This is a genomic window from Pseudomonas sp. KCJK9111, assembly GCF_046231935.1.
GTDB lineage: Bacteria > Pseudomonadota > Gammaproteobacteria > Pseudomonadales > Pseudomonadaceae > Aquipseudomonas > Aquipseudomonas parafulva_B.
Window position 1 is genome coordinate 16,801 of the sequence record NZ_JBJJMO010000046.1, and the last position, 23,955, is coordinate 40,755.

Here is a 23,955-nt window from a genome sequence, read left to right on the forward strand (position 1 = left end):
CAGCCTTTGTTGATAACTGTTCGCAATTTGCGCTGAAGCGGCCAATGCCATGATTAAACAACGCACCCTGAAGAATACCATCCGTGCCACAGGTGTCGGCCTGCACTCTGGGGAGAAGGTCTACCTGACCCTCAAGCCTGCGCCTGTTGACACCGGCATCGTCTTCCGCCGCGCCGACCTCGACCCTGTGGTCGAGATCCCGGCGCGTGCGGCCAATGTCGGCGAGACAACCATGTCCACGACGCTGGTCAACGGTGACGTCAAGGTCGATACGGTCGAGCATCTGCTCTCCGCCATGGCGGGCCTGGGCATCGATAACGCCTACGTCGAGCTCTCCGCCTCGGAAGTACCGATCATGGATGGCAGCGCCGGACCTTTCGTATTCCTGATTCAGTCTGCCGGCCTGGAAGAACAGGACGCAGCCAAGAAGTTCATCCGCATCCTGCGTGAGGTGACAGTGCAAGAGGGCGACAAGCGCGCCACCTTCCTGCCTTTCGAAGGGTTCAAGGTGAGCTTCGAGATCGACTTCGATCACCCGGTGCTTCGCAACCGGACCCAGAGCGCAAGCGTCGACTTCTCCAGCACCTCGTTCGTGAAGGAAGTCAGCCGCGCCCGCACCTTTGGCTTCATGCGTGACATCGAATACCTGCGCAAGCACAACCTTGCGCTGGGCGGCAGTGTGGAAAACGCCATTGTGGTCGACGAGGAAGGCGTGTTGAACGAAGACGGTCTTCGCTACGAAGACGAGTTCGTCAAACACAAGATTCTCGATGCCATTGGCGACCTGTACCTGCTGGGCAACAGCCTGATTGGCGAGTTCAAGGGCTTCAAGTCCGGCCACGCGCTGAACAACCAGCTGTTGCGCAAGCTGATTGCCGAAACCGATGCCTGGGAAGTGGTCACTTTCGAAGATGCCAGCACGGCGCCGATCTCGTATATGCGTCCTGTCGCGGCTGTGTAAGCTCGAACACTCTCTAGTTCATTGAGGCCACCTTCGGGTGGCCTTTTTTATGGGCGGCTTCATGCAGCAATTGCCAGGACGTTAGTTGGTAGGGCGCCTGACCAAGCTTCGCAGTCCTTCTGCCTGCTGTCTTGGGCATCGTCTGGCCTGGCCTGCTCCGCACGCCAGAACTGGCGCTCAGTCTTTGGCCTGCGCATGCGCCGCCAGGCGCTCTAGTGCTGCCCGCAGTTTCGCGTCAGTGATGCCTTCGGCCGTCTGCAGCAGGCTCTGGGCTGCGCTGTTGGACAACTCGGCCGCATGCCCGCCGCGCTTGGCGGGCACCAGGGGTGGCTGCACCTTGAACAGAATACGCCTGAGGTTGCCGAACGCATCGGTTGCCTGCAATGCCGCCATCAGGCGCTTTTGCTGGTAACGCAGGCGCGTGGCCCAGTGCCCGTCGGTGACCACAAGCAGCAGGGTACCGTCGCGCCATGACGCCACGTGGCAGTGCTCGCGTGCAGCCGGTTGCAGCTGGCCTTCGACCAGACGTTGCAGGTGCTCCAGGCGCTCGGCCTGGTTGAGCAGCAGGCGCAGCGGGCGAACCTGGCGCAGTAGCGCCGATGGCGGCTGGGCGGGGGAGGGTTTGTAGGCCATGGGTGTACGCATGAGGTTACAAGTTGGGCAGTCTAACACTTCAGCGTCAGTCCCGATCACCTGGCGGTTGAGCCCACTGGCCAAGCGCAGGGCTCGACGTACAGGCCCCAGGCCCTGCAAGGTACCGCGCACAGGCGAGTGTTGAACGCTTTCATCTTTCCAGGTCTTGAACTCAGGGGAAATGCCCCTATCTAAGACACGCCCCTGTAAAAGCGCTGTGCCAGCATCGTGGAATCCACCACTTTCATCACCATCGTTTCCGGGTAGAATGCTCGTTCGCATGCGGCCTTAGGGCTGCACGGGCGACTCATGGGGCCGCCCTCCATCCCTACGTGTGGAAGATCCTGCCAATATGTTTGCGCCTTTGTTAAAGAAACTTTTTGGAAGCAAGAACGAGCGTGAAGTCAAACGCATGCTCAAGACGGTGAGTATCGTCAATGCCTTCGAAGAGAAGATGGTGGCCCTCTCCGACGAGCAGCTGCGTGGCAAGACTGCCGAGTTCAAGGAGCGTTTGGCCAAAGGCGAAACACTGGACCAACTCCTGCCCGAAGCCTTCGCCGTCGCCCGTGAGGCCGGCAAGCGCGTGATGGGCATGCGTCACTTCGACGTTCAGCTCATTGGCGGCATGACCCTGCACGAGGGCATGATCGCGGAGATGCGCACCGGTGAGGGCAAGACCCTGGTCGGTACCTTGGCCGTCTACCTCAATGCATTGTCCGGCAAGGGCGTGCACGTGGTCACCGTCAACGACTACCTTGCTCGTCGTGACGCCAACTGGATGCGCCCGCTGTACGAGTTCCTCGGCCTGTCGGTCGGTATCGTCTCAGCGTTCCAGCCGCCCGAAGAAAAGCGCGCAGCCTACGCTGCCGACATCACGTACGGCACCAACAACGAATTCGGCTTCGACTACCTGCGCGACAACATGGCGTTCAGCCAGGACGAGAAGTTCCAGCGTGAACTGAACTTCGCCGTGATCGACGAAGTGGACTCGATCCTCATCGACGAAGCACGTACGCCGTTGATCATTTCCGGCCAGGCCGAGGACAGCTCCAAGCTGTACATCGAGATCAACCGCCTGATCCCACGCCTGACCCAGCACATCGAGGAAGTCGAAGGCCAGGTCACCCAGGAAGGCCACTACACCATCGACGAGAAGACCCGCCAGGTCGAGCTCAACGAAGCCGGTCACCAGTTCATCGAGGAAATGCTCACCCAGGTCGGTCTGCTGGCCGAGGGCGAGAGCCTGTACTCGGCGCACAACCTGGGCCTGCTGACGCACGTCTATGCCGGTCTGCGCGCGCACAAGCTGTTCCATCGCAACGTCGAATACATCGTGCAGGACGGCCAGGTGCTGCTGATCGACGAGCACACCGGGCGTACCATGCCGGGTCGCCGTCTGTCCGAAGGCCTGCACCAGGCCATCGAGGCCAAGGAAAACCTCAACATCCAGGCCGAGAGCCAGACCCTGGCTTCCACCACGTTCCAGAACTACTTCCGTCTGTACTCGAAACTGTCGGGCATGACCGGCACCGCCGATACCGAGGCTTTCGAGTTCGCCCAGATCTACGCCCTGAACGTGATGGTCATTCCGCCGAACAAGCCCCTGGCGCGCAAGGACCACAACGACCTGGTGTACCTGACCGCCGAAGAGAAGTACGCCGCGATCATCGCCGACATCAAGGAAACCCTGAAGCAGGGTCGGCCGGTGCTGGTGGGTACGGCGACCATCGAAACCTCCGAGCACATGTCCAACCTGCTGCACAAGGAAGGCATCGAACACAAGGTACTGAACGCCAAGTACCACGAGAAGGAAGCCGAGATCATCGCCCAGGCCGGCGCGCCAGGCGCGCTGACCATTGCCACCAACATGGCCGGTCGTGGTACCGACATCCTGTTGGGCGGTAACTGGGAAGCTGAAGTGGCCGCACTGGAGAACCCCACGGACGAGCAGGTCGCGCACATCAAGGCCGACTGGCAGAAGCGTCACCAGCAGGTGATCGAGTCCGGTGGCCTGCACGTCATCGCCTCCGAGCGTCACGAATCGCGTCGTATCGACAACCAGCTGCGCGGTCGTTCCGGTCGCCAGGGTGACCCGGGTTCCAGCCGCTTCTACCTCTCGCTCGAAGACAGCCTGATGCGCATCTTCGCCTCTGACCGGGTGAAGAACTTCATGAAGGCGCTGGGCATGCAGTCGGGCGAAGCCATCGAACACCGCATGGTCACCAACGCCATCGAGAAGGCCCAGCGCAAGGTCGAAGGCCGCAACTTCGATATCCGCAAGCAGTTGCTCGAATACGACGACGTGGCCAACGAGCAGCGCAAGGTCATCTACCATATGCGCAACAGCCTGCTGGCCGCAGAGAACGTCGGCGACACCATTGCCGAATTCCGCAAGGAAGTGCTCGATGCCACCATCAGCCAGCACATCCCGCCGCAGTCGCTGCCTGAGCAGTGGGACGTGGCCGGCCTGGAAGCCTCGCTGTCCAGTGACTTTGCCATGAAGTTGCCGATCCAGCAGTGGCTCGACGAAGACGACCACCTCTACGAAGAAACCCTGCGCGAGAAACTGCTGCACGAAATCACCACGGCCTACACCGAGAAAGAGGACCAGGCCGGGATGGAAGCACTGCGCACCTTCGAGAAGCAGATCCTGCTGCGCGTGCTGGACGACCTGTGGAAGGACCACCTGTCGACCATGGACCACCTGCGTCATGGTATCCACCTGCGCGGCTACGCCCAGAAGAACCCGAAGCAGGAGTACAAGCGCGAGTCGTTCACCCTGTTCCAGGAGCTGCTCGAGTCGATCAAGCGCGACGCCATCCGTGTGCTCTCGCACGTTCAGGTTCGCCGTGAGGATCCTGCCGAGGAAGAAGCACGTCTGCGCCGCGACGCCGAAGAGCTGGCCAGCCGCATGCAGTTCGAGCACGCGCCAGCACCTGGTCTTGAAAGCGAGCAGTTGGCCGAGGAGGGTGCTGAGGTAGCCGTAGCCGCCGAGCCTGTGCGCAATGAGCAGAAACTGGGGCGCAACGAGCCGTGCTGGTGTGGTTCGGGCAAGAAGTTCAAGCACTGCCACGGCCAGATCGAGTGATCTGATCGCCGGGCCGTCACAAGGCGCACGGCGTCTTGTGGGCCGCTCAATGCCAAGGGGCTACTGCGCAGCTCATCGCCGGCACACCACTGCCGGACTGGGTTGCGCCGATTCAAGCCATACGGTGTGCCTGGTTCGGCCGGGCTTGCCAGAGATGGGCCGCACAGCGGCCCTTTTTTTCACCAAACGTATTTTCTAGGAGCGCTCCAATGGCTGTTGGTCTTGGTCCTTTGCCTACGCTGCACCCTGTCCCGGGTTTCGAACTCGGCATTGCCTCTGCCGGCATCAAGCGCCCGGGGCGCAAGGATGTGGTGGTCATGCGCTGCGCTGAGGGTTCGAGTGTGGCCGGTGTGTTCACCCTCAACGCCTTCTGCGCCGCCCCCGTGATCCTGGCCAAGCAGCGGGTACAGGGCACCGTGCGCTACCTGCTGACCAACACTGGCAATGCCAATGCCGGTACGGGCGCCCCCGGCCTGGAAGCTGCGCAGCGGACCTGCGCTAAACTCGCCGAGCTTGCCGGTGTGCCCGCCGAATCGGTTTTGCCGTTCTCCACCGGCGTGATTGGTGAGCCCCTGCCGGTCGAGAAGATCGAAGGCGCCTTGCAAGCTGCCCTGGATAACTTGTCGGAAAACAACTGGGCTGAAGCGGCCACAGGCATCATGACCACCGACACCTTGCCCAAGGGCGCGAGCCGTCAGTTCCAGCACGACGGCGTGACCGTGACCGTAACCGGTATCAGCAAGGGCGCGGGCATGATCCGCCCGAACATGGCAACCATGCTGGGCTACATCGCCACCGACGCCAAGGTCGCGCCAGGGGTACTCAAGGACTTGATGCTGGACGGGGCCAACAAATCGTTCAACCGCATCACCATCGACGGCGATACCTCGACCAACGACTGCTGCATGCTCATCGCCACCGGTCAGGCCGACCTGCCGGAAGTCACCCAGGCCAGCGGAGCCCTGTTCGAAGCCTTGAAAAAGGCAGTCTTCGAGGTTTGCATGGAGGTGGCCCAGGCCATTGTCCGTGACGGTGAAGGGGCGACCAAGTTCGTGACCGTGCAGGTCAACGGCGGTGGCAATCATCAGGAATGCCTGGACGTCGGCTATGCGGTGGCGCACTCGCCGCTGATCAAGACCGCACTGTTCGCCTCCGATCCGAACTGGGGCCGCATCCTTGCAGCGGTTGGGCGTGCCGGCGTGCCCGCGCTGGATGTGAGCCTGATCGATGTGTACCTGGATGAGGTGTGCATTGCCAGCCAGGGCGGCCGTAGCCCAAGCTACACCGAAGACCAGGGCGCCCGGGTGATGGCCCAGGAAGAAATCACCATCCGTATCGACCTTGGCCGTGGTCAGTGCAGTGAAACCATCTGGACCACCGACCTTTCTCACGAATACGTGAAGATCAACGCCGAGTACCGCACCTGATGCCGCCGGGGCCGTTCGCGGTCCCGATGTTTCAATGCCAAGGGAGCAGAACCATGAGCTTTATGCCAACCCCATCGTCCATGGTCGGCGTGACGGAGCGTGACCGATGAAACGGGTTCACGTCGTTGCAGCCGTGATTCGGGGCATGGACGGGCGGATACTCATCGCCCGTCGCGCCGACACCCAACACCAGGGCGGCCTCTGGGAGTTTCCGGGAGGCAAGGTGGAGCCAGGGGAAAGCGTCGAGGCCGCGCTGGCGCGTGAGCTCGACGAGGAGCTGGGCATCCAGGTAACCCGCTCGCGGCCTTTGATCAAGGTCAGTCACGATTACCCCGACAAACACGTACTGCTTGAGGTACGCGAGGTCGAGGCCTTCACCGGTGAGCCCCATGGCGCCGAGGGGCAACCGCTGGCCTGGGTCGCGCCGCGCGAGCTGCCGGACCATGCGTTTCCTGAGGCCAACAAGCCCATCGTCACCGCTGCCCGGCTGCCGGATCAGTACCTGATCACACCGGACGGCCTGGACGTGCCTGACATGCTCAAGGGGATCCAGAAGGCCGTGGCCAATGGCATCCGGCTGATCCAGTTGCGTGCACCGGACATGTACGACCCCAAGTATCGGGATGTGGCGGTGGATGCGGTGGGGTTATGCGCTGGCAAGGCCCAGCTGATGCTCAAGGGGCCGCTGGAATGGCTGGGCGACTTCCCGTCGGCAGGCTGGCACCTGACCGCGGCGCAGTTGCGCAAGTATGCCGACAAGGGCAGGCCGTTCCCGGTCCAGCGCTGGCTTGCCGCCTCCTGCCACAACGCCGAGGAGCTTGCCCTGGCCAAACAAATGGGGGTGGACTTCGTCACCCTGTCGCCGGTCCAGCCTACCGAAAGCCATCCACAGGCCGCGCCGCTTGGCTGGGAACACGCCCAGCGCCTGATTGCCGGGTTCGACCAGCCGGTGTACCTGCTCGGTGGCGTGGGGCCAGAGGCGCGCGAGCAAGCCTGGCTAGCCGGGGCGCAGGGCGTTGCGGGTATCAGGGCGTTCTGGCCGGCTCTTTGACGGCGGGCCAGTACGGCAAGCGCCAAGGCGTCAGCCCTGAGGTTTTTCGGCGGGCTGCCACAGCACTTCAGCGATCCCTTGCCGCCTGCCAATGATGCGGGCGGCAACGAACAGCAGGTCCGATAGGCGGTTGATGTACGCCAGGCCGACACCTTCCAGTGGCTCTACGGTATTGAGGTGCTGGCAGCGTCGCTCGGCGCTGCGTGCCAGGCTGCGGCACACGTGCGCCTGGGCGACCAGCGCCGACCCGCTGGGCAGGATGAAGTTCTTCAATGGGCCCAGTTCGTCGTTCCACACATCGATGGCCGCCTCCAGCCGCTCCACCTCTGCGGTGGTCAGGGCCTGGTAACTGGGCATGGCCAGCTCCCCACCCAGGTCGAACAGGCGGTGCTGACAGGGCGCCAGCACGCGGCTGACTTCGTCCAGACCTTGTTCATCCAGGCCAGCTAGCAACAAGCCAAGCTGGCTGTTGAGGCTGTCCACCTCACCGATGGCTTCGATGCGTGGATGATCCTTGGGCACTCGCCGGCCATCGCCCAGGCCGGTTTCCCCAGTGTCGCCAGTGCGGGTATAGATCTTGGACAAGCGGTAGCCCATGTCATTGCTCCGTGTTGACCGGCAGCGGCGGATGCGGCTGGCCGAGGGGCAGGCGCAGGGTGAAACAGGTCCCCTGCCCAGGTGTGGAATGCACCTCCATCTGCCCCTTGTGGTTATTGGTGATGATGAAGTACGACACCGAAAGCCCAAGGCCGGTGCCCTGGCCGATTTCCTTGGTCGTGAAGAAAGGCTCGAAGGTGCGCTTGCGCACGGCTTCGGGCATGCCCACGCCATTGTCCTCCACCTGGATTTCTGCCCAGGGTGGCGCAAGCCGTGTGCGCAGGATGATACGGCCTGGCTCGCAAGGTGCCGGGCGCTGGTGAATAGCCTGGGCGGCGTTCTTGAGCAGGTTGAGCAATACCTGCTCCAGTTCGTTGGCAGTACAGGGCACAGGCCCCAGCGCCGGGTCGAACTGGCGCACGATAGCCTGGCCCTTGAAGTCGAAACCGATGGCCAGGTCGAAGTCGTTGCCTGCTATGTCCACCGCCTGGTCGATCAGGGCAGGCAGGTCGCAGGGTGCCAGTTCGCGCGTGCTGCGGCGGCTGAAACTGAGCATGTGGGTGACGATCTTGGCGGCCCTGGCCCCTGCTTGCTGGATGCCATCGAGCAACTGGGGCACTTCGCGGCTTTGCAGGTAGCCGTTGACCGTGGCCAGGTCGATCCCCAACGCCTGGGCCTGCTCAAGATTGCGCGGCAGGTCGGGTGACAGGCGGCGCCGGATGTTCTGCACGTTGTGCAGGATGGCCCCGAGCGGGTTGTTGATTTCGTGGGCCATGCCGGCCGCCAGGCCTCCGACCGAGAGCATCTTTTCCGACTGCACCATCATCTCTTCGAGCGACAGGCGCTGGGTGATGTCATCGATCCGGATCACCACGCCCCGGCCTCCACCGCCGGTGAGCGGGTAGAAGGTCAATGCGTAATGCCGCGGCTCGTCATCCTTGTGCCAGGTAACACGGTCGATTTTTGCCACCCGGTGCCGCTCCACCGTGTCCTTCAACTGTGGCAAGAAGGGTTTGAGCGGCGCGAAGGCCATGAACACCGGCTGGTTGAGCGCCTCGTTGAGGGTCGTGCCGGATAACGCCGTTGCCTCTTGATTCCACTGGGTCACGTACAGCTGCTCATCCAGGGCGATCAGGGCCGACGGCATGGAGTCGATGATGCTGTTCAGGTAATTCTGAAAGCCTGTGAGCTTTTTCTCGATCTTGCTGCGCACCTGCACTTCGAGCTCGAGTTTGCGGTTGGTATGGCGCGTTTCCTCGGCCAACCCCTGGGCCTGGTCGTAGGCGCTCTGGAACTCGTCCCGGGCACGCTTGAGCTGGTGCTCCCGGGCTTCGATGCGCGAGAGCATGGTATTGAAGGCATTGGCCAGGCTACCGATCTCGTCGTCGTTGCCGCGTCGGGCCCGCAGCGCATAGCTCTCCTCACGGGTGACCTGGCGGCTGAGTTCTTCGAGCTGGTTGATCGGTTGAGTGATCAGGCGCTTGATCTGCCGGGCAATGAAGAGCCACAACAGCACGCTGAACACCAGAATGGCCAGGCTTGCACTGAGCGTCCCGGTATAGAAGGCCGTGGGCAGTTCGCTGCTGGCCACCAGCAGCAAGTGCGCCGGCGGGCTACCGGCCCGCGGCAGGCGAATCAGCTGCGTGCTGCGAAACTCCATGAATCGCCAGCCTTCTATGTTGCGAAAGCGCTTGGGCAGTGTCAGGGGGTCGCCATGCTGCAACTGGGCGAGCATGCGCCCGTCGCTGCCATACAAGGCGGCGGCGCGCAGCGGCGCATAGCTGTCCAGTTCATCGAGCAGCGCCTGGGCCGAGGCGGGGTCGTCTGCCGCGCGGGTCGACAGCTCGGGGTTGGAGACCAGCCGCCCGATGGTCTGGAGCGCTTGCGGCGCCATGCTTTCCTGGGTGATCCAGTAGGCGGCGCTGATGAAGGTCAGGTTCGCCACGAGCAAAATGGTCACCAGCAAGACCAGCAAAGCTGCCAGCAGCTTCTGCCCGACGGGGAGGTTCTCCAGGCGTTGACGCAGCGTCATGGGCAAGGCGATGTCCGTATGGGTTCAAGGGCCGCGTCAGTCGCAGGGCAAGCCCCGCGCGCGCAAGTTATCGACCAGGCATTGGAGCAGGTGTTCCAGATGCGGCAGGTGCAGCCCATGTCGGCGGGCTGCCTGACAGGCATACCCCAGCAGGTAGTGCACTTCGGTGCGCCGCCCAGCCTGTACATCCTGGTACATCGAAGCGTAGTTGCTGGCGGTGGCCAGGAGCACCCGTTGTACGTCCTGCTCAAGGTCCTGGGCGGCCTGCGGCTGGCCGCACTGAAGCAACAGGCTCTCGAGTTCAAGGCACAGTGCCTGCACCTGATCGAGGTGGCCGAGCAGGCCCCCGTTGCGACACTGGTGCAGCACGGTCAGCGGGTTGATCGCGCAGTTGATGGCCAGCTTGCGCCAGAGCCGGGTGAGGATGTCGGGCGTCCATTGGGCAGGGATACCCGCCGCTTGCAAGTCCTCGAGCCACGGCGGTGGTGCAGGATTGCCAGGGTCCCCCAGCCAGTTGTACCCCTGCCCGGCGAAGCGCACCTGCCAGTCATGTTCCAGGTAGGCGCCTTCGGTGCTGGAGACGAAGATGCAGCGGGCCTGCGGCACCTGCCTGGCCACCTCGTCCTGGCTACCCAGGCCGTTCTGCAACAACAGCACCTCGGCCCCCGGCACCAGACGGCCGGCAACGCTGGCCACGGCCGGCGCCGCGTCATAGGCCTTGCAGGCCACCAGCAGACGGTGGATCGGCCCAATACCCTGGGCGGTCTCGGCCGGGATGGCGTAGTGGGCGGTCAGGTCCTGTTCCAGCAAGCCAAGGCTGCCCACTTGCTGGTAGGCCTGCAACCGCGTGCTGTCACGCAAGATCAGGCGCACGGCCTTGCTGGCCCGCGCCAGACGACAAGCCCACAGGCTGCCCAGGCTACCTGCGCCGAGAATGTGCCAGGTGCTGCTCATATGCGTTTCGCAACCGTTATAATAAGCCCGCATTTTAACCGTCAAACCCAGCGCGCTCCATCTTCAGTCCGAGCGCGCTTTTATTTTGGGAGAGTAACCATGCCTTCGTTCGACGTGGTATCGGAACTGGATAAGCACGAAGTGCAGAACGCGGTCGACAATGCCATCAAGGACCTCGACCGCCGCTACGACCTCAAGGGCAAGGGCAGCTTCGAGTTCAAGGATAAAGAGCAGACCGTCATGCTCACCGCCGAGGAAGAGTTCCAGCTCGAGGCAATGCTCGAAATCCTGCGCCTGGCCCTGGTCAAGCGCAAGATCGACGTCAAGTGCCTGGAGACCAAGGACCCCTATGCGTCCGGCAAGGAGAAAAAGCAGGAGGCCAAGTTCCGCGAGGGCATCGACAAAGACCTGGCGAAAAAGATCGTCGCCACCATCAAGGATGGCAAGCTCAAGGTCCAGGCCGCCATTCAGGGCGAGCAGGTACGGGTTACTGGCAAGAAGCGCGATGATCTGCAGGAAGCCATCGCCTTGCTGCGTACCAAGGAATTCGACATGCCGCTGCAGTTCAACAACTTCCGCGACTGACCCGGGCCGCCGGAACCCCCATGCAGTTGCGGCTGTCCATGGGGGCCTGGCCGCTGAAATGCAGGCGGCCGACGTATTGTGCAATCGCCGTTCGGCATCAGGAGATGAATATGGATTTGAGTGCTGAAGTCGATCAGCTGGTCCGCCAATCCGAAACCTGGATTCCCATGATCATGGCGTACGGCAGCCGCCTGCTGCTGGCGCTGGTGACCCTTGCCATCGGCTGGTGGGTGACCAACATCGTCAGCGACCGGCTGGCAAGGCTGGTGGGCCTTAAAGTCCACGACCCGGCGCTGCAGAACTTCATTCGCACGCTGGCCAACATCGTATTGAAGATCCTGCTGGCCATCAGCGTGGCCTCGATGATCGGTATCGAGACGACCTCCTTCGTGGCGGCCATCGGTGGTGCCACCCTGGCCATCGGCCTGGCGCTGCAAGGCAGCCTGGCGAACTTCGCAGGCGGCGTCCTGATCCTGCTGTTCCGCCCGTTCCGCATCGGTGACTGGATCGAAGCGCAAGGCGTAAGTGGTACCGTGGACAGCATCCAGATCTTCCACACGGTGCTGCGTACCGGCGACAACAAGACCGTGATCCTGCCCAACGGCTCCCTGTCCAACGGGATCATCACCAACACCAACCGCCAACCTACCCGCAAGGTGGTGTTCGACGTGGGGGTGGACTACGAGGCTGACCTGCAGAAGGCGCGCAACGTCCTGCTGGAGCTGGCCCAGGACCCACGTGTGCTGGCCGACCCGGCCCCTGTGGCGGTGGTGTCCACCCTGGGTGACAGCTCGATCACCGTTTCGCTGCGTCTGTGGACCAAGACCTCGGACTACTGGGACGTGATCTTCATGCTCAACGAGCAGGCACGTGACCGTTTGAAGGCAGAGGGGATCGACATTCCATTCCCGCAGCGGGTCATTCGCGTGGTGCAGGAAACGCCCGCGCAGTAAGACCTCAGCGCAGGCTGGCATCGATCGAGCCCGCCCTGCGGGTTCAGCAGCGTCCTTCAGAGGGCCTGCTGGGCGCGCAGGGCGGGCTTCGTTGCTCAAGGCGCTCAATGGACGCGCGCTTACACTTGCTCACAGTCAGTCATTGCGATTTCTGGCATATAGCCTCGTTCCCCGTCATCTTCGTAAACCATCATGAAACCATTGCTGTACATCACCCCGTTGCGGGCCTTGTTGTTCGGCCTGACACTCGCACTGTTCGAACTGCTGACCTACTTGGCCAGCGACGCCGTCATGCCGGCGATGCCCGTTGTGGTCGGCGAGCTCAAGGCCGGCCCCGAATACATTCCACATGCGCTCAATCTCTACCTGCTCGGTGGTGTCTTGCTGCAATGGCTGATCGGGCCGTTGGCCGACCGCTACGGCCGCCGACCGCTGCTGCTCATAGGTTGCGCATTCTTCGGCCTGGCGTGCCTGGGTACCTTCTGGGTGCATGACATCGGCCTGTTCAACCTGCTGCGTCTGCTGCAAGGCATCGGGCTGGGGTTTGTGGTCACGGTCAGTTACCCCGCACTCAATGAGGCATTCAGCGAGGCGGATGCCGTGCGCATGATGGCCCTGCTGGCCAATATCGCCTTGCTTTCGCCACTGCTGGGGCCTTTGGTGGGGACGTTGCTGCTGCAATGGCTGGACTGGCGCTGGTTGTTCGTGGCGTTCGCCATTGGCGCCGTGGTCGCCTGGTTGCTTCTGTATCGGTTGATGCCCGAAACCCTGGGGGTGGAGCGGCGCGACGGCTCGCGCCTGGCCTTTACCCCGATCCACCTGCTGCCCTTGCTGTCCGGGTACGGGCAGTTGCTGTCGAACCGACGCTTCGTCGCCGGGAGCGCCGCCCTGGGCCTGGTTGGCCTGCCGTTGATCGGCTGGATTGGCCTGTCCCCGGTGCTGCTCATCCACGATGAGGGGCTAAGCACGCTCGCCTATGCCCTGTGGCAGTTGCCGGTGTTCGGCGGGCTGATTCTGGGCAACTTGATCATCAACCACATTGCCGACCGTTATCCGCTGCCGACATTGGTGCGCGGTGCGCTGTGGCCGTATGTGGCCGGGCTTTGCCTGATGGTGGTGGCAACCTGGGTATGGCCGAGCGTCATCAGCCTGGTGGCGGGCCTGTCGCTCTACGCGCTGGGCCTGGGTGTCGCCAATGCCGTGCTCTATCGCATGACATTGTTCGCCAGCACGCAAAGCAAAGGCCTGGTCTCGGCCATGCTCGGCATGATCACCATCGCGCTGCTGGGATTGGGCGGGGCTTTGCTGGCCATGATTGGTGCCGGTGCCAGCCTTTTGCACTTTGCCGCGGCGGCCGGTGTGGCAGGGGGGTTGGCCCTTTGCCCGCTGTGGTCGCTGTTGAGAGGGCGCAGTGCCCAAGCGGCTATGATGCCTTAGGTCGATACACAGGCCTTGCCCTTGCAAGGCATGCTGTTCAGGGCTGCTCGCGGGCCGGGGCAGGCTGGCTTGCCGGTTGGCCGGGCGTGCCGTCCTGGCGCCACTGCAAGGCGATCAGGATCAAGGTCGGCACCCCAAGCAGCGCGGTGATCAGGAAGAAATCGTGGTACCCGAACTTCTCCACCATGACGCCGGAATAGCCGCCGATCAGGCGTGGCAGCAGCAACATGATCGAGCTCAGCAGCGCATACTGGGTGGCCGAGAACTTCAGGTTGGTCAGGCTCGACAGGTAGGCGACAAAGGCTGAAGTCGCCATGCCTGAGCTGAAGTTGTCCAGGGAAATGGTCACCACCAGCATTTCCAGGTTCGGACCCATGTCCGCCAGCATCAGGAACAGAATGTTGGTGCCGGCAGACGCCACGCCACCGATGAACAGAATGGGCATGATGCCGAAGCGCACGATGAGCAAGCCGCCCACACCGGCGCCCACCAAGGTCATGATCAGGCCGAAAATCTTGCTGACACTGGCGATCTGGTCCTTGGTAAAGCCCATGTCGATGTAGAACACGTTGGCCATGACGCCCATCACCGTGTCGGACATGCGGTAGGTGGCGATCAGGCCGAGTAGCAGCAGGGCTTGCCAGCGGTAGCGCACGATGAAGTCATTGATGGGCGTGAGCACCGGCGCGAGGCCGCGGCGGCCAAGGCTCGACAGGCAAGCCCAGGACAGCAGCACGTACAGGATCAAGCGCAGGAAGGCGCGGTCTTCGAGCAGCAGGTCCAGGGGCGTGGCGTCGCCCGAGATCACGCTCGACCAGCCTGTATTGAACATCTGCGTGAAGCTGGCCGGCACCGACACCAGCAGGATGATGAGCACGAACACCGAGGCCAACTGGTGGGCCAACCCGTAGCGGGCTGCCGACAGTTGGGTGCGCAGGGGCACGGGCGGTTCACGCATGACCAGGGTCGTGAAGAGGGCCGGGAGCATCATGACTGCGAACATGACATAGGTGCCGGCCCACGCCTTGTGCAGGTAGCTGAACCCGGTGGAGCCAAACCATTCTGCAAAGAACAGTGCGCCGGCCGTGGCGAGCAGGGCGGCGACGCGATAACCGGCCATGTAGCTGGCGGCCAGGGCCGCCTGGCGTTGGTCATCGGCGATTTCCAGGCGGTAGGCATCCACGGCGATATCCTGAGTAGCCGAGGCAAAGGCCACCAGGACGGCCAGGGCGATCAGCCAGGAGAGGTGCTGTTGCGGGTCGCACAGGCTCATGCCGACCAGGCCCACCACGACCAGGGCCTGGGACAGCAGCAGCCAGGAACGGCGACGCCCCATCCCGCCCAGAAGCGGTAAACGCCATTGGTCCAGCAGCGGCGACCACACCCATTTGAAGGCATAGGCCAGGCCGATAAGGCTGGCATAGCCGATGGTTTCCCTGGCTACGCCGGCTTCGCGCAACCATACGGAGAGGGTCGAGAACACCAGCATGTAAGGCAGGCCGGCCGCGAAGCCGAGCAGCAAAAGCACCAGGGTTGACGGGCTGGCATAAGCAGCAAGCGCAGCGCGCCAGGTTTTACGGGGCATGGACCAACATCTGCCTCAAGTTTCCAGGACAAAGCGCGCACTCTAACCGCTGTGCTCCATCGGGCGCCAGCCATGGCGCGTCATATCCACGCGATTGTTGGCCACCTGCACACCTTCGGCACGCAAACGGGCCCGTTGCTCATCGCCCGATGGCGTACCCGAAGGCAGGCTCAGGCGACCACCTGCGCCCAGCACCCGATGCCAGGGCAAGCGCGTGCCCTGGGGCAGTTGCGACAGGGTGCGTCCCACCCACCGTGCGGCTTTGCCAAGCCCGGCAAGCTCAGCCAATTGGCCATAGCTCACCACATGCCCGGCAGGCACTTGGCCGAGCACTGAATAAAGTGCCGTCCGTCGGCCCTCTGCAGTCTCCAAGGTATGACCTATCGCGTCGGACACCAGACCCTCCCTGGGGTGTAGATGAAACCTGACCAGCGGCCAGTAAATGAGAGTGGAACTCATCGGCACATTGCAGGTCTTTGCTTGCTCTTGCCGGTTGCATCTGGATAATGCCCGGTTTTCTCGCCAAATCGAACCTGTAGCCTGCTTATGTCCCACAAATTACTGCTGTCATTGCTTGCCGCGTCCTGCTGCGCATCCCCGGCGTTTGCCGATACCGTCTGGATGAAGAACGGCGACCGTCTGAGCGGCAAGATCAAGGTGTTCGACGGCGGCAAGCTGTTGCTCGAGACGCCTTACGGCGGTTCGATCGCCTTGGACTGGAAACAGGTCAAGACCCTGGAAAGCGACCAGGAGCTGCTGGTCAAGCAGGATGCCTACTCTGGCGAGAAGGCCAAGTCGCTCAAGGCAGCCGAGGCCGGCAAGGTGACCTTGGCCAACGGCGAGGCACCCAAGACGGTGGACCTGGCGAGCATCGAGCAGATCATGAAGCCCAAGCCGGTGGTCGAGGACCTGGTCTGGAAAGGCAATGTCGATGTGGCACTGGACTACAAGCGGGCCGAGAACGACACCGACGACTACGACGTCAGTTTCAAGACTACTGCGCGTCATGGGCGCTGGCGTCATAACGCCGAAGGCGAATACAACCGCGAGACCAAGGACGATGTCACCACCACCGACAACTGGAGCGCCGAGTACGCGCTGGACCGCTTCCTGACCGAGAAATGGTTCTGGCAGGGGCGCGCCGAGTACAAGCGTGACCGTATCGAAGACCTCGCCCGCCAGCGCACGGTGGGTACCGGCCCTGGCTACCAGTTCTGGGACGATGAGCTGGGTGCCTTCTCGCTGGGCTCGTTGATCAACCGCACCGACTTCGAGTACCAGGACGGTGACAAGGACAACTTCTATTCCGCTGCCGTGAAGTGGGACTACACCCGCTACCTGATCGGCAAGAAAGTGCAGCTGTTCACCAACGGCGAGCTGGCAAAGCCTCTGGGCAATGTTGCCGACTACTCCCTGGACGCCGAAGTCGGCCTGCGCTACAAGGTCACCGACTGGGCGTCGCTGAACCTCAAGGCCGAGAAGAACATCATCAGTGGCACCCGCGAAAGCGACCTGGACAAGACCCGCTACACTGCAGGCTTTGGCGTCACCTGGTAAGCCGTCGAGGTTAAGCCAGGCGATTGGCGCCAGGCCTGACTTGGTCGTGCTAGTGCCTGTGACCACCGCCTGCTGCCTGCAGGGTTTCATCGAGGGGTTTTGAAGTGAGTGAGAACGCCGTCCGTCCTGCACGGGAATTGTTGCTCAAGGAATACCGCGGAGTCTTGTCGACCCATTCCAAGTCCATGCCGGGTTTCCCGTTCGGTTCGGTCGTGCCCTATTGCCTCGATGCACAGGGCAGGCCGCTCATCCTGATCAGCCGTATCGCCCAGCACACGCATAACCTGCACAAGGACGCCAAGTGTTCGCTGCTGGTGGGCGAGCGCGAGGCGCAGGACGTGCAGGCGGTCGGGCGACTGACCGTCATGGCTGAAGCGCGCAAGCTGCAGGACCCGGCCAGCATCGAAGCAGCGGCCCTGCGCTATTACCGCTACTTTCCGGACGCGGCCGACTACCACCAGGCTCACGACTTCGATTTCTGGGTGCTTGAGCCGGTGCGCCACCGGTACATTGGTGGCTTCGGTGCTATCCACTGGCTCGATCAGGTGACCTTGGCCAATCCCTTCGCCGGCAAGGTCGAGAGCGGCATGATCGAGCACATGAACAGCGACCACGCTGCCGCCATCGCGCACTATGTGCAGCTTGCCGAGCTTCCCAGCCACATCCCTGCGCAGTTGGTCGGTATCGACAGCGAGGGGATGCACCTGCGCATCGGCCAGGCGATCCACTGGTTGGCATTTCCAAGCCGTTGCAATACGCCGACACAAGTGCGCGAAGCCTTGGTTTTGCTGGCCCGCGCCGATCACTGGCCGGCCTTGAGCGAAATACCTGCTTGAAAAGCGGAGCACACGCATCCATTTGTAGGTCTTACTGCAAGGGTGTCTTGCGACGAGGAATGCTTTGATGCGTGTTTTTCTACTGCTGCTTCTGCTGTTTCCTGTGCTGGAGCTGTTCGTCTTCGTGAAAGTCAGCGCCGCCATCGGTTTTTTCCCCGCGTTGCTGCTCATCATCGCCGGCTCCGCCCTCGGGGTCCTGGTCATGCGAGTGGCCGGGTTGGCCACGGCCCTGCGTGCACGTGAAAGCCTGCAGCGCGGTGAGCTGCCTGCCGAGGACATGTTCCATGGCATGATGCTGGCGGTCGGCGGCGGGCTGCTGATGATCCCCGGTTTTATCAGCGACGTGCTTGGCCTGCTGTGCCTGTTGCCCTTCACCCGCCGGCTGGCGGCTCGCAAGATGCGCGAGCGCGCCCAGGCCCAGGCGACCCGTCAGCGCGCGTTTCAGGATGACCCGTTGCAGGGCCAGCCCCCGCATGGCGGGGGCCATCGACCCAATGTGATCGAAGGCGAGTACGAGCGCCGCGATCAGTGAGAACAGGGCCGCCAAGCGGCCCTTTTTCATGCCTGTGCAAAAAAATTTCCCTACCAAGCCTTGTAATCGATTCGGTCGGCCTCATGTAGTGGTCACCGCAAGGTTTCTGGTGGCGACACCAGACATGACTCAGGCCGTTTGCTCGTTGCGAGCGGCCTTCCGGCAACGCCGGACAGCATCAACCCGCCGGTGTCGACACCGGCCGATGAAAACCACAATTTGGGAGAGATCGACAATGAAGCTTCGTCCTCTGCATGACCGCGTCGTCATCCGTCGCAGCGAAGAAGAATCGAAAACCGCTGGCGGTATCGTCCTGCCAGGTTCGGCCGCTGAAAAACCAAACCGCGGCGAAGTCGTCGCCGTCGGCACCGGCCGCGTCCTGGACAACGGCGAAGTACGTGCGCTGGCCGTGAAAGTGGGTGACAAAGTGGTTTTCGGCCCGTACTCGGGTAGCAACACCGTGAAAGTCGACGGCGAAGACCTGCTGGTCATGGCCGAAAACGAAATCCTGGCCGTTGTTGAAGGCTGATTTCCACCGACTTCCCGTTACTCCAAAGATTTATCAAGGATTAAACGATCATGGCTGCTAAAGACGTAAAATTCGGCGATTCCGCTCGCAAGAAAATGCTGGTTGGTGTCAACGTTCTGGCTGACGCGGTAAAAGCGACCTTGGGCCCGAAAGGCCGTAACGTGGTACTGGCCAAGAGCTTCGGCGCGCCGACCATCACCAAGGACGGCGTTTCCGTCGCCAAGGAAATCGAGCTCAAGGACGCCTTCGAGAACATGGGCGCCCAGCTGGTCAAGGAAGTCGCTTCCAAGGCCAACGATGCAGCCGGTGACGGCACCACCACCGCGACCGTGCTGGCTCAGTCGATCGTCAACGAAGGCCTGAAGGCCGTTGCTGCCGGCATGAACCCGATGGACCTCAAGCGCGGCATCGACAAGGCCACCTCCGCCATCGTCGCCGAGCTGAAGAACCTGTCCAAGCCATGCGCCGATTCCAAGGCCATCGCCCAGGTCGGTACCATTTCCGCCAACTCCGACAGCTCCATCGGTGAAATCATCGCCGAAGCCATGGAAAAGGTCGGCAAGGAAGGCGTCATCACCGTCGAAGAAGGTTCGGGCCTGGAAAACGAGCTGTCCGTTGTCGAAGGTATGCAGTTCGACCGCGGCTACCTGTCCCCGTACTTCGTCAACAAGCCAGACACCATGGTTGCCGAGCTGGACAGCCCGCTGCTGCTGCTGGTCGACAAGAAGATCTCCAACATCCGTGAGCTGCTGCCAGTGCTGGAAGCCGTTGCCAAGGCCGGCCGCCCACTGCTGATCGTTGCTGAAGACGTCGAAGGCGAGGCCCTGGCTACCCTGGTCGTCAACAACATGCGCGGCATCGTCAAGGTTGCAGCGGTCAAGGCGCCAGGCTTCGGCGACCGTCGCAAGGCCATGCTGCAGGACATCGCCGTCCTGACCGGCGGCCAGGTTATCTCCGAAGAAATCGGCCTGTCCCTGGAAACCGCTACCCTGGAACACCTGGGCAACGCCAAGCGCGTGACCCTGTCCAAGGAAAACACCATCATCATTGACGGCGCTGGCGCTGAAGATGATATCCAGGGTCGCGTCAAGCAGATCCGTGCCCAGATCGAAGAAACCTCTTCGGACTACGATCGTGAGAAGCTGCAAGAGCGTCTGGCCAAGCTGGCTGGCGGTGTTGCCGTGATCAAGGTCGGTGCTGGCACCGAAGTCGAGATGAAAGAGAAGAAAGCCCGCGTCGAAGACGCCCTGCACGCTACCCGTGCAGCGGTCGAAGAAGGCGTGGTGCCTGGCGGTGGTGTTGCCCTGGTGCGCGCCCTGTCTGCAATCGTTGACCTCAAGGGTGACAACGAAGACCAGAACGTCGGTATCTCGCTGCTGCGCCGTGCTGTCGAAGCACCGCTGCGTCAGATCACTGCCAACGCCGGCGACGAGCCAAGCGTTGTGGCCGACAAGGTCAAGCAGGGTTCGGGCAACTACGGCTACAACGCTGCGACCGGCGAGTACGGCGACATGATCGAAATGGGTATCCTGGACCCAGCCAAGGTCACCCGTTCGGCACTGCAAGCTGCTGCTTCGATCGGCGGTCTGATGATCACCACCGAAGCCATGGTTGCCGACCTGCCGGAAGACAAGCCAGCAGGCGGCGGCATGCCTGACATGGGCGGCATGGGTGGCATGGGCGGCATGATGTAAGCCAGCCTTACCCCCGCTGTACCCCGAAGCCCCGGCTCGCAAGAGCCGGGGCTTTTTCGTTCAGGGCTCGGCATTCTATCGGTGGGTGCTGGCTCAGGCAGGGCGGGGCTCGGTGGCTGGCCTGTTCTGCGCGCGTCTGCGGTACAGCACCAGGTAGTAGGCACCCAGGCCGATCAGCCAGCAGAACACGGCCGTCCACACGTTGTGGGACAAAAAGTGCGCCCCTTGCATCATCCTGCCCACCGACAGCACCGTACCGGCAATCAAGGCTACTGCAAATGCCACGCGCGCCAGACGCGGTTTACGGTCACGCAACGCGAAAAACAGCGCGAACAGGCAGAACCCGGTGGTCGCGTGACCGCCCGGCCAGCACAGCCCCGGCTTGTCGGTAGCAGGCCTTGGCTCAAGCAGCTTGCTGTAGGTTTCCGAGCCGCCGAACTGCGTGAGGCTCCAAGGGCACTGCACCTGCGTCAGTTTCTTCAGCGGCGTGACGAAGGCGGTGGATACCCCCAGTGCGAGCACCAGGCAACCCAGTTCGCGGCGCCAGCTGTACAAGCCCTTGACCAAAAAACTTGCCGCAAACACAGCCAGTGCCAAAACGCCCAGCACGATAACGCCCTGCTTGACCCGGTCATGCAGGATGTTTTCCAGCAGGTAGCTGTGCCGACCGATGAACTGCCCGGTGGCGGTATCGAAGAACAGGTTGGCCACGTCCATGTCCACCGAGGTCCATTCGAGCGCCACCAGCGCAAGCATGGTGGCCAGTGGAATACCCAGGTACAGCCACAGGTTCAAGGGGCGAGGGCAAGTTGGTTGCTGCATGGCGGCTCCAGGGCACGGAAAGGTCGCGCATTGTCGAGCCGCTCCTATGCTGTGTCCGTGAAGGTTCAGTGAAAAAAACGTCAAGCCGCCTGAATTCATCCAAAGGCTGGCACCCCGCAGGCTTAGGCCTTAAGCTGCGCCTGCCGCGCATCACCGCGAGCAGCGTCGCACAGGAGAAATTCATGCGCATCCTCTTGGTTGAAGACAACCGCGATATTCTGGCCAACCTTGCCGACTACCTTGGCATGAAGGGCTATACCGTCGACTGTGCCCAGGATGGGTTGTCGGGCCTGCACCTGGCAGCGACCGAGCACTATGACCTGATCGTGCTCGACATCATGTTGCCGGGTATCGATGGCTATACGCTGTGCAAGCGCCTGCGCGAAGACGCCCGCCGCGACACGCCGGTGATCATGCTTACCGCCCGCGATCAACTGGACGATCGGCTGCAAGGCTTCCGTTCCGGCGCCGATGACTACTTGCTCAAGCCCTTCGCCCTGTCCGAGCTGTCCGCGCGTATCGAGGCTGTGCTGCGCAGGGCGCAGGGGGGTGGCCGTCGCACGCTGCAGGTCGCCGACCTGAGCTACGACCTCGACACACTGGAGGTCAGCCGGCAAGGCCGCCTGCTCAAGCTCAACCCGGTCGGCCTGAAACTGCTGGCGGTACTCATGCAGAAGAGCCCGCACGTGTTGCGGCGCGAAGTCCTGGAAGAGGCCCTGTGGGGCGATGACTGCCCTGACAGCGACAGCCTGCGCAGCCATGTACACCAGTTGCGTCAGGTGATCGACAAACCTTTCGAAAAACCCCTGCTGCATACCGTCCATGGCGTCGGCTATCGCCTCGCCGAGGGTCGCGATGGAGTTTAAACAGAGCCTTGCCCAGCGCATCATCATTGCCTTTGCGCTGATGAGCGCGCTGGTGGCCGGGGCTTTCGCGGTGGGTATCGTTTCCACCGTGCACCTGGTGGAAGAGCGCCTGATTTCCTCGGTGCTCGGCGGTGACCTGCAGCGGCTGTTGCGCATGGACAGTGTCAGCGACTGGAGTCACCGCCCGCGACCGGACCAACTGTTCTACTTCAGTGGTGGGCGGGACGACTTCGAGCTGCCCAAGGACCTGCGCCATCTGGACCGGGGTTTCCACGAGGTCTTTCGCGACCAGCTTTCGTATCACGCCATGGTGGAGATCGTGGACGGTCGTCGTTACGTGCTGTTGCAGGATCAAAGCGACTTCGAGGAGCGAGAGCGGCTGCTGTTCGCCGTGGTGGTCGTAGGGTTCGTATTGAGCCTGGTGCTCGCCGTGATCCTGGGCTGGTTGGTGGCGCGTCGGGTGATGGCGCCGGTCATCCGCCTGGCGCGCCAGGTGCGCCATCGCGACCAGCTGCTTGGGTTGGCGCCACCCTTGGCGCCTGACTACGCCGCTGACGAGGTCGGGCAGTTGGCAGTGGCCTTCGACGACACCTTGGGCCGTCTGCGCGATGCCTTGACGCGCGAGCGCCTGTTCACAAGCGACGTCAGCCACGAGTTGCGTACACCACTAATGGTGCTGGCGACCTCATGCGAGTTGCTCATGGAAAACCCGGCATTGGACGCGCGTTCGCGCAGTCAGGTCGAGCGGGTGGCCCGCGCCACTGAGGAAATGCGCGAGCTGGTGAAGACCTTCCTGATGCTGGCCCGGGCCCAAAGGGACGAGGGTGCTGTGGCATCGCGGGCAACCCTGCGCGAAGTAGGGGATGAGTTGATCGGGGTTTGGCGCGACACCATCGAACAAAAGGGGCTGACGCTGCATTACGAAGGCCGTGGCAACGCAGGTCCGGTCTTGTACAACGCCACCTTCCTGCAATCGGTCATGGGCAACCTGTTGCGTAACGCCGCCCATTACACCGACAGCGGTTACATTCGTCTGACTCTGCAAGCCACACGTTTCACCGTGGAGGACAGCGGGGTAGGCATCCCCGAGGAGCAGCGCGAGGCCATGTTCAAGCCCTTCGTGCGCGGGGACGAACGCCGAGGGGAAGGCCTTGGTCTTGGCTTGTCGTTGGTCCAGCGCATTTGCGATGACCAAGGCTGGCAGGTCACGCTGACCTCGACCCATCCCCATGGCTGCCGATTCCAAGTGGACCTCAGCAGTACCGTGGTCAAGGGCGAGCTGAATACACTTTCGTAATAGCCTGTAAGAAATATCCTGGTGAAGAACGCTTTTTTCACAACGTCATAACTTGATTCCAACGCTTGGCTGCTTAGTCTGGCCGCCATTGGAATCAGGAGATGCCCGATGCGCAGCCCCATCAACCTCGAGTTTTCCCGTAAATACGACAAGGCCCATGCCCAACAGTATTTTTTGAAGCACCAGGCCGGCTTGGCCAGGCGCCTGTCCCATAAACGCGATGAGCAGTTGGCTCGCCGGGCCCTGATGCTGGCGGGCGAACCGGGCTTGGTCTTGGACCTGCCCTGCGGAGCGGGTCGCTTCTGGCCACTGCTGGCGGAAAAAGCCAACCGCGTGATCATTGGCGCAGACAATTCCGCCGACATGATCGAGACGGCATGCGCGTCCCAACCACCGGAAGTCGTGGCCCGGGTACGACCTTTGCAGACCTCGCCCTTTGCCATCGAGTTACCGGATAACGCGGTGGACAGCGTTTTTTGCATGCGTCTGTTTCACCATATTGGCGAATCGGCTCACAGG

General features: G+C 62.4%; 22 protein-coding genes. 15 read left to right on the top strand and 7 right to left on the bottom strand.

Annotated features, from left to right (window positions below; all coding sequences use genetic code 11):
- Positions 1-49 precede the first annotated feature (49 nt).
- The gene (gene lpxC, locus ACK59L_RS15520; RefSeq protein ID WP_023534425.1) at positions 50-961 is read left to right on the top strand and encodes a UDP-3-O-acyl-N-acetylglucosamine deacetylase; all 912 of its coding nucleotides are present in this window, start codon (positions 50-52) and stop codon (positions 959-961) included.
- A gap of 177 nt (positions 962-1,138) precedes the next feature.
- On the opposite strand, the gene ACK59L_RS15525 is transcribed toward lpxC, so the two are convergent.
- Entirely contained in the window at positions 1,139-1,594 is a 456-nt protein-coding gene (locus ACK59L_RS15525; RefSeq protein WP_058637158.1) for a DUF721 domain-containing protein, read from the bottom strand.
- Between the two features lie 352 nt (positions 1,595-1,946).
- On the opposite strand from ACK59L_RS15525, the gene secA reads away from it, so the two are divergent.
- The 3 genes from secA to ACK59L_RS15540 all read left to right on the top strand — a co-directional run bounded on the left by secA (position 1,947) and on the right by ACK59L_RS15540 (position 7,160).
- Entirely contained in the window at positions 1,947-4,682 is a 2,736-nt protein-coding gene (gene secA, locus ACK59L_RS15530; protein WP_409274563.1) for a preprotein translocase subunit SecA, read from the top strand.
- Between the two features lie 209 nt (positions 4,683-4,891).
- A complete protein-coding gene (gene argJ / locus ACK59L_RS15535; RefSeq protein WP_058603293.1) occupies positions 4,892-6,109 on the top strand; it encodes a bifunctional glutamate N-acetyltransferase/amino-acid acetyltransferase ArgJ in 1,218 nt (405 codons plus the stop codon).
- Positions 6,110-6,215: 106 nt separating this feature from the next.
- Positions 6,216-7,160 (top strand): Nudix family hydrolase, encoded by a 945-nt coding sequence (locus tag ACK59L_RS15540; RefSeq protein WP_196135093.1) that lies wholly within the window; start codon positions 6,216-6,218, stop codon positions 7,158-7,160.
- A 30-nt stretch (positions 7,161-7,190) separates the two neighbouring features.
- Here ACK59L_RS15540 and ACK59L_RS15545 read toward each other — a convergent pair whose 3' ends face one another.
- The 3 genes from ACK59L_RS15545 to ACK59L_RS15555 are packed head-to-tail and all read right to left on the bottom strand — an operon-like array spanning position 7,191 to position 10,743.
- Positions 7,191-7,757, bottom strand: a complete 567-nt coding sequence (locus tag ACK59L_RS15545) for a cob(I)yrinic acid a,c-diamide adenosyltransferase (RefSeq protein ID WP_100850934.1) — start codon at positions 7,755-7,757, stop codon at positions 7,191-7,193.
- Between the two features lies 1 nt (position 7,758).
- Complete coding sequence (locus tag ACK59L_RS15550; protein WP_196135091.1) at positions 7,759-9,789, bottom strand: ATP-binding protein; 2,031 nt, start codon at positions 9,787-9,789, stop codon at positions 7,759-7,761.
- Positions 9,790-9,825: 36 nt separating this feature from the next.
- Positions 9,826-10,743, bottom strand: a complete 918-nt coding sequence (locus tag ACK59L_RS15555) for a putative 2-dehydropantoate 2-reductase (protein ID WP_409274566.1) — start codon at positions 10,741-10,743, stop codon at positions 9,826-9,828.
- A gap of 99 nt (positions 10,744-10,842) precedes the next feature.
- On the opposite strand from ACK59L_RS15555, the gene ACK59L_RS15560 reads away from it, so the two are divergent.
- The 3 genes from ACK59L_RS15560 to ACK59L_RS15570 all read left to right on the top strand — a co-directional run bounded on the left by ACK59L_RS15560 (position 10,843) and on the right by ACK59L_RS15570 (position 13,718).
- A complete protein-coding gene (locus ACK59L_RS15560) occupies positions 10,843-11,328 on the top strand; it encodes a YajQ family cyclic di-GMP-binding protein (RefSeq protein ID WP_144964860.1) in 486 nt (161 codons plus the stop codon).
- A 110-nt stretch (positions 11,329-11,438) separates the two neighbouring features.
- On the top strand, positions 11,439-12,281 hold the full coding sequence (locus ACK59L_RS15565; RefSeq protein WP_409274568.1) for a mechanosensitive ion channel family protein: 843 nt from the start codon (positions 11,439-11,441) through the stop codon (positions 12,279-12,281).
- A 192-nt stretch (positions 12,282-12,473) separates the two neighbouring features.
- Positions 12,474-13,718 (top strand): MFS transporter, encoded by a 1,245-nt coding sequence (locus ACK59L_RS15570; RefSeq protein WP_409274570.1) that lies wholly within the window; start codon positions 12,474-12,476, stop codon positions 13,716-13,718.
- A gap of 37 nt (positions 13,719-13,755) precedes the next feature.
- Here ACK59L_RS15570 and ACK59L_RS15575 read toward each other — a convergent pair whose 3' ends face one another.
- Together ACK59L_RS15575 and ACK59L_RS15580 are read right to left on the bottom strand one after the other, a co-directional pair.
- Positions 13,756-15,303: an AmpG family muropeptide MFS transporter gene (locus ACK59L_RS15575; protein ID WP_058637151.1), complete on the bottom strand. Its 1,548-nt coding sequence runs from the start codon at positions 15,301-15,303 to the stop codon at positions 13,756-13,758.
- A 42-nt stretch (positions 15,304-15,345) separates the two neighbouring features.
- Positions 15,346-15,699, bottom strand: a complete 354-nt coding sequence (locus ACK59L_RS15580) for an MGMT family protein (protein WP_409274573.1) — start codon at positions 15,697-15,699, stop codon at positions 15,346-15,348.
- Between the two features lie 150 nt (positions 15,700-15,849).
- On the opposite strand from ACK59L_RS15580, the gene ACK59L_RS15585 reads away from it, so the two are divergent.
- The 5 genes from ACK59L_RS15585 to groL all read left to right on the top strand — a co-directional run bounded on the left by ACK59L_RS15585 (position 15,850) and on the right by groL (position 20,451).
- Entirely contained in the window at positions 15,850-16,860 is a 1,011-nt protein-coding gene (locus ACK59L_RS15585) for a DUF481 domain-containing protein (RefSeq protein WP_409274575.1), read from the top strand.
- A 104-nt stretch (positions 16,861-16,964) separates the two neighbouring features.
- Entirely contained in the window at positions 16,965-17,696 is a 732-nt protein-coding gene (locus tag ACK59L_RS15590) for a HugZ family protein (protein ID WP_409274577.1), read from the top strand.
- Between the two features lie 67 nt (positions 17,697-17,763).
- Positions 17,764-18,228: an FxsA family protein gene (locus ACK59L_RS15595; protein ID WP_196135086.1), complete on the top strand. Its 465-nt coding sequence runs from the start codon at positions 17,764-17,766 to the stop codon at positions 18,226-18,228.
- Positions 18,229-18,463: 235 nt separating this feature from the next.
- Positions 18,464-18,757: a co-chaperone GroES gene (locus ACK59L_RS15600; RefSeq protein ID WP_003251905.1), complete on the top strand. Its 294-nt coding sequence runs from the start codon at positions 18,464-18,466 to the stop codon at positions 18,755-18,757.
- A 50-nt stretch (positions 18,758-18,807) separates the two neighbouring features.
- Positions 18,808-20,451: a chaperonin GroEL gene (gene groL / locus ACK59L_RS15605; protein ID WP_144964855.1), complete on the top strand. Its 1,644-nt coding sequence runs from the start codon at positions 18,808-18,810 to the stop codon at positions 20,449-20,451.
- A 93-nt stretch (positions 20,452-20,544) separates the two neighbouring features.
- On the opposite strand, the gene ACK59L_RS15610 is transcribed toward groL, so the two are convergent.
- Entirely contained in the window at positions 20,545-21,273 is a 729-nt protein-coding gene (locus tag ACK59L_RS15610) for a phosphatase PAP2 family protein (protein WP_409274580.1), read from the bottom strand.
- 182 nt (positions 21,274-21,455) lie between these two features.
- Between ACK59L_RS15610 and colR the strand changes: the two genes are divergently transcribed.
- The 3 genes from colR to ACK59L_RS15625 form a co-directional block, all read left to right on the top strand.
- Entirely contained in the window at positions 21,456-22,139 is a 684-nt protein-coding gene (colR, locus tag ACK59L_RS15615) for a two-component system response regulator ColR (RefSeq protein WP_023534349.1), read from the top strand.
- Complete coding sequence (locus ACK59L_RS15620; protein ID WP_409274582.1) at positions 22,129-23,436, top strand: sensor histidine kinase; 1,308 nt, start codon at positions 22,129-22,131, stop codon at positions 23,434-23,436. The genes colR and ACK59L_RS15620 overlap by 11 nt, the downstream gene beginning before the upstream one ends.
- A gap of 108 nt (positions 23,437-23,544) precedes the next feature.
- Positions 23,545-23,955 (top strand): class I SAM-dependent methyltransferase (locus ACK59L_RS15625; protein ID WP_409274584.1); only part of this gene is annotated, 411 nt, incomplete at its 3' end.

Bases quoted from the DNA above. Each gene is read 5' to 3' on its own strand.
- ACK59L_RS15545 (WP_100850934.1), bottom strand. From the start codon at position 7,757: ATGGGCTACCGCTTGTCCAAGATCTATACCCGCACTGGCGACACTGGG.
- ACK59L_RS15560 (WP_144964860.1), top strand. From the start codon at position 10,843: ATGCCTTCGTTCGACGTGGTATCGGAACTGGATAAGCACGAAGTGCAG.
- ACK59L_RS15585 (WP_409274575.1), top strand. From the start codon at position 15,850: ATGTCCCACAAATTACTGCTGTCATTGCTTGCCGCGTCCTGCTGCGCA.
- ACK59L_RS15595 (WP_196135086.1), top strand. From the start codon at position 17,764: ATGCGTGTTTTTCTACTGCTGCTTCTGCTGTTTCCTGTGCTGGAGCTG.
- ACK59L_RS15555 (WP_409274566.1), bottom strand. From the start codon at position 10,743: ATGAGCAGCACCTGGCACATTCTCGGCGCAGGTAGCCTGGGCAGCCTG.
- ACK59L_RS15540 (WP_196135093.1), top strand. From the start codon at position 6,216: ATGAAACGGGTTCACGTCGTTGCAGCCGTGATTCGGGGCATGGACGGG.
- ACK59L_RS15550 (WP_196135091.1), bottom strand. From the start codon at position 9,789: ATGACGCTGCGTCAACGCCTGGAGAACCTCCCCGTCGGGCAGAAGCTG.
- ACK59L_RS15600 (WP_003251905.1), top strand. From the start codon at position 18,464: ATGAAGCTTCGTCCTCTGCATGACCGCGTCGTCATCCGTCGCAGCGAA.
- ACK59L_RS15620 (WP_409274582.1), top strand. From the start codon at position 22,129: ATGGAGTTTAAACAGAGCCTTGCCCAGCGCATCATCATTGCCTTTGCG.
- ACK59L_RS15575 (WP_058637151.1), bottom strand. From the start codon at position 15,303: ATGCCCCGTAAAACCTGGCGCGCTGCGCTTGCTGCTTATGCCAGCCCG.
- lpxC (WP_023534425.1), top strand. From the start codon at position 50: ATGATTAAACAACGCACCCTGAAGAATACCATCCGTGCCACAGGTGTC.
- colR (WP_023534349.1), top strand. From the start codon at position 21,456: ATGCGCATCCTCTTGGTTGAAGACAACCGCGATATTCTGGCCAACCTT.
- ACK59L_RS15565 (WP_409274568.1), top strand. From the start codon at position 11,439: ATGGATTTGAGTGCTGAAGTCGATCAGCTGGTCCGCCAATCCGAAACC.
- secA (WP_409274563.1), top strand. From the start codon at position 1,947: ATGTTTGCGCCTTTGTTAAAGAAACTTTTTGGAAGCAAGAACGAGCGT.
- ACK59L_RS15525 (WP_058637158.1), bottom strand. From the start codon at position 1,594: ATGGCCTACAAACCCTCCCCCGCCCAGCCGCCATCGGCGCTACTGCGC.
- ACK59L_RS15570 (WP_409274570.1), top strand. From the start codon at position 12,474: ATGAAACCATTGCTGTACATCACCCCGTTGCGGGCCTTGTTGTTCGGC.
- groL (WP_144964855.1), top strand. From the start codon at position 18,808: ATGGCTGCTAAAGACGTAAAATTCGGCGATTCCGCTCGCAAGAAAATG.
- ACK59L_RS15610 (WP_409274580.1), bottom strand. From the start codon at position 21,273: ATGCAGCAACCAACTTGCCCTCGCCCCTTGAACCTGTGGCTGTACCTG.
- argJ (WP_058603293.1), top strand. From the start codon at position 4,892: ATGGCTGTTGGTCTTGGTCCTTTGCCTACGCTGCACCCTGTCCCGGGT.